At 50.1% G+C, this 4952-nt stretch carries 4 protein-coding genes; all 4 read right to left on the minus strand.

Features of this window, described 5'->3' with window-relative positions; translation table 11 throughout:
• The coding region (locus VN105_RS29725) for a twin-arginine translocation signal domain-containing protein (protein ID WP_414647228.1) at positions 1 to 90 on the minus strand (90 nt) is incomplete at its 3' end.
• Positions 91 to 95: 5 nt separating this feature from the next.
• Positions 96 to 2123: an alpha/beta hydrolase family protein gene (locus VN105_RS05415; RefSeq protein ID WP_325638693.1), complete on the minus strand. Its 2028-nt coding sequence runs from the start codon at positions 2121 to 2123 to the stop codon at positions 96 to 98.
• 15 nt (positions 2124 to 2138) lie between these two features.
• A complete protein-coding gene (locus VN105_RS05420) occupies positions 2139 to 3686 on the minus strand; it encodes a SusD/RagB family nutrient-binding outer membrane lipoprotein (RefSeq protein ID WP_325638695.1) in 1548 nt (515 codons plus the stop codon).
• A gap of 12 nt (positions 3687 to 3698) precedes the next feature.
• Positions 3699 to 4952 (minus strand): TonB-dependent receptor domain-containing protein (locus VN105_RS05425; RefSeq protein ID WP_325638697.1); only part of this gene is annotated, 1254 nt, incomplete at its 5' end.

Here is a 4952-nt window from a genome sequence, read left to right on the forward strand (position 1 = left end):
CAGAGTCTTATTTTCCTGTGTACAGCCAGTCATCAATCCAATTCCGGCCAGTCCTGACAGTTTTAAAAATGATCTTCGATTTGTTCCCATAGTATTTAGTTGATAAGGAGTACTCCTTCGTTATTCAATTGCTTTTTATAGCCCAGTACTTTGTCCTGTAACTGCTGTTTTTCGGACTGATCACACAATTTACCGTTCAGATGATAGAGCTCCTCGAGGCTGGCTTGTTGTTTGTTGAGGGCCAGTAGCATCGGGATATCACCCCAGCGGAGTATACCCTGCATATGAATCGCCATATTGTAGCTGTCCAGTACACCGCTCTCGTCCGGCAGGTAACTGACAGGCAACTGCCGCAGCAACAAGGGCTGCCCGGTGTCAACCAGCACATTGCTGATCAATGCAGCGATGGCGGTCTCACGGTCAGCAACAAGCAGCCGTTTGTAGCTGCTATATTCTTGTTGCAGATAGTCGTTGATAAGCCCGATTTCAGCTGCCCAGATCCCCATCATGTTGCTGCCCGTCCAGAGCAGGGAGCGAGATAACGTATGAAAGCGTGGCAGGGCACCATCGATCTGATCAGCATTCATGGAGGCGCGTTCGCCGAGCCCGTATAGATCTACCAGCACAACCCCCTCACCTTTACTCCGTAGGGCGTCAATCTCCGACAATGGCGCCTCTTGTTTACCTTTTGAGGGAAAGTAGACATGCATGGCATTCGCCGGTGCATGGGGCGGGCTAATCAACAACGGAATCAATTGCCCAGTGGTATTCTCCAGCACAACCCGATTCCAGCCCTGCTGCGGCTCCAGCGACTGCACATGGAGTAAGTGGTCAGCAGTATCCATCAGGATCATTTTTTGCAGTTGTTTTTTATATGCATCTCCGTCCAGCGGCGAGGTGGCTATCTGCGATTCAACACGGCTGAATTCTCGGCTGACAAATGCTGGGATACTGAGGATACCAGCTGTCTTGCGCCCTTGTTTCAATACAGCCAGCGCATTGGTATCCAAAGGCTGGAAATCGGAAATCCGGTGATGATCTCCCCGGCGCCGCACGGTAAACACCCTGTCAAACCAGCTGATCATACTTCTGTTCATTTCTTCGGTATAGCTGTGTGGCTCATCAAAGAGTTCATAATCGAGTCGTTCGGCTATACCCTGCTCCACATAAGCGCGCTTCGCAATGCGAAAAGATTTAAGCATCTGTTGTGCATTGAAGGCCGCATTACCATCGCGGAGTGCCGTAATAATTTTGATTGCTTTGGGTGCCATTGCCTGCAAAAGTTGCCCTTCTTCAAAATGCAGCAACCCATTCGGATGGAGTTCACAGACACAGTTGCTGTTCATGATATAGGCGCGGAAGGTACCGACGCTAACGACGGGGACAGCTGCTTTGACCCGAGGGTCCATAGCTGCCAGCCACATGGTCTGATTGCCACCACCGCTGGCTCCGGTAGCTCCTATTCTTTCGGGATCCACCTCAGGCAGATCGCAGAGCAGGTCAATCGCACGGCTATTTTCGAGCAGCTGCATTCCCATCAGGGGCGTGCCCAGATCGAGCAGTGCCGACCCTAGGTTGGCCCCATGATATTCATGCTGATGCCCGCGGCCACGCTCGCCCGAGCCCATGGCATCAATGCATAAACATACATAGCCGCTGGATGCCAGCATGTGCGCCGTGCGCTGGACAATTTCACTGCGCCGTCCTGGAGGCCAATGCCCATGACTGTTCAATATTGCCGGAAAGGGGCCTTTGCCTTTGGGTACATATAAGCTTGCCGGGACATATACTCCAGGCAAACTCTGGAAGACCAAGGTATGGATGGTATAGCTCTCCTGCTCGATCGAAGAAATAAGCTGCATATCCAATGGCGGCACTTCGAATCCGTCCAGCCTCAGGTTATTTCTTACTGTCCGGACAATTTCCTGCGGATCTGCCGCAGCGTCATAATTCAGTGCCGCCATAAGCTGTTCCACCCGGTCGTCCATCCCAGCCTTTAACGGATCTATTTGTGCCGGCATTGCCAGTACATTAGGTAATACTGGATGTTGTTGTGCTTGTATGTTCGAATTTAATCCCATAAATATACCTAAAGATATCAGCCCTATTTTGAAGTCTATCATTGTAATTTACCCAAATTAGTCCACATCCCACCAGAGTTTTGTTGCAGCATTGTCGGTACCGCCAAGCAGCGCGCGCCCCTTGTTAAGTTCGGTCAGATTGTCCGTCGCTTCAGTCAATGGATAAGGTAACCTCTTGATAAATGTCCCTACAGGCAGATCCGCGTTATCCGACTGGATCAGCGGATACATTTTAGGGAATCCTGTACGCCGGTATTCCGCCCAGGCTTCCATGCCATTGGGGTATATGGCCAGCCACTTCTGTATGCCGATCTGTTCGCGCTGTTCAGCAGGACTCGCCGCCCATCTGACAGGGGTACTGGCTACTGCAGCCGAATTGTAGTAGTCACCCGGCGCTGCAGGTACACGATCTGAAATTATGTAGCTGTTGATCTGAGCCGATTCCGTTACCCCCCATTGTTCCATACTGGTTTTTATGCCATCTTCATACAGCTGTTTGGCCTCCCCCCCCATATTCCAACCATTTAGCGCCCCTTCTGCCCGAAGGAAAAAAGATTCAGCGGCACACATCACATGAAAGTTTTGCGTAAAGTTTCCTTCGATGGCTGCACCATTGTAGCGTACCCAGTATGTACCCACATTGGAATTGGACCCCGACTGGTTGCGTACATTGCCGAGGTCGGTTGCCGTAGCACCATTGCGGACACTATTAAATACTTTTCCAGTGTAACTGGGCTGAAAATAAATACCTAGCCTCGGATCGGCATAGCCTTTTAAATAAGAGGCTATGGTAGAGCTCATGGAAAACTCATTCCATACGGCAACTTGAGCAAGTCCGTTGGTATCATTGCCCGATAAAGACTTGAGCATGCTGGCATTGTGGGAATTGCTAGACATTAAGCCTGCTGCCACAGCGGCCTCCGCTTCGGTTTTTGCTTTACTGGCATCCACTTTAGCGATGCGCAGGGCCAGTCGCAGACGGAGTGAGTTGGCAAAACGGATCCAACGATCGGTATCCCCGTCAAAAATCAGGTCGTAGCCCTGAAAGATCTTCGTCCCCGCAGGGAGCGCCTTTAAATTAGCCACGGCAACCGTCAGTTTTTCAAAGAAATCCGCATAGATCTTATCCATGGGATCATAGGGAATGACATCATTGGCTTCGGCAGCACCGAAATACGGGATCGGTCCAAAATGGTCTGTCAGGCGATGGAAGGCATAGACCCACATAATATTAGCCAATGCGGCCTCCCCCGATTTGGGATCGGTATTTTCAAGAATACTTTTGAGCTGAGGTGCCGTATCCACATAGACAACGGTCCAGAACCGGCGCTGCCAGTCCGGCGTCAGCAGATAGCGGTCCGTGCTGAAGGAATTCGTGGTCAGTGCAAAATACTGGGCATATAAATCTGCCCCCAGGTTTTGTACTGTCTGGTAAAAAGATCTGTTCATCGCAGCCGAAGACTGGGCCTTGGCAAACATAAAAGGCAATTCACGCTGTGTGATCACCGTGATATTATTGGGATCAGTATTGACATCCTGAAAGTCTTTTGTACAGGACAGCAAGCTTAATGCTAATAGCGAGGTATATATCGTGCTCTTTCTCATTTTTTCAAGGATTTAAAAAGTTAACTTCACATTCAGCCCAAAGGAGCGGACTGTAGGCGGCAGGCCCACTTCGACTCCCTGAAAATTACCGGCGCCAAGCGCTGCTTCCGGATCAATAGGATTATCCGTTTTGCCTATGCCCGGAATATCCAGCTTGGATTTTCCGCGGTAAAAGAAAAATAGGTTGCGGCCCGTCAGCATCAGCTGCGCACTTTTGATCACCGCTGTGCTCTTGAGGTTAAACTTATAACTGACAGACAGTTCACGCAAGCGTACATTGGTCATATCATAGGTAAAGAACTCACCCCAGGCATCACGACCATTCTGCGACACGCGAGTCCAGAGCTGCTGTGCCGTGATGGCCTTGGTATTGGTGGCACCACTGGCATCCACGGCATCCAGCACCAGACCTCCATCGCGATAATCAGCAGTATAATCCGCCACACCGAAAGCCGCCAGGTAAGCCGAAGTTCCCGATACGATCTCACCGCCGATACGAGTATCAATCAAGGCATTGACCGTGAAATTTTTGTAACGCACCGAATTGGACCAGCCCAATAAAGCCTTTGGATTAAAATTACCCAGTTTCTGATTGGCCTCGACCACAGGAAGACCACCATTGTCCACCACATATTTACCGGTCTGCTCATCTCTTTTCCACTTATAGCCATATAGATCACCATACCGCTCCCCTTCATTCACCACCACCGATGCATATTTGGTGTTTTCTGTGATCGTGGCACGTTTTGTCTTTTCGTGCAGTTCTATCACCTTGTTGGTATTGGCGGCAAAGTTGAGGGTGGTCTGCCATTCCAGATTTTCTTTTTTCAGGGGTGATGCGCTCAGCTGCACCTCGATTCCCCTGTTTTCAATATTTCCGGCATTGATATACTGCCGGCTATAACCACTTGCCATGGGCAGACCGAGAGACAGCAGCTGGTTGATCGTATTGCTTTTGTATACGGTCAGGTCAAACCCCAGTCTATTGGCAAAGAACTTCATATCCAGCCCGGCTTCATAGGATTTTGTCAGCTCCGGCTTCAGCTCGGGGATCATTTTCATTGGTGAGCGTGAGATAAAGCCCTTTCCAGCACCGAGACCAAAAGAATACAGCTGCTGGAGCAGATAAGGATCCGGGTCATTACCTACCTGCGTATAGGAGCCGCGCAGCTTACCATAGCTGACCCAAGCCGGTAGTTTGAGCCATTCGTTAAAGATGGCAGATACACCGACCGAAGGATAAAAGTAACTGTGCGGTGACTTCAA

The sequence above is a fragment of the Chitinophaga sp. genome (assembly GCF_035564935.1).
GTDB lineage: Bacteria > Bacteroidota > Bacteroidia > Chitinophagales > Chitinophagaceae > Chitinophaga.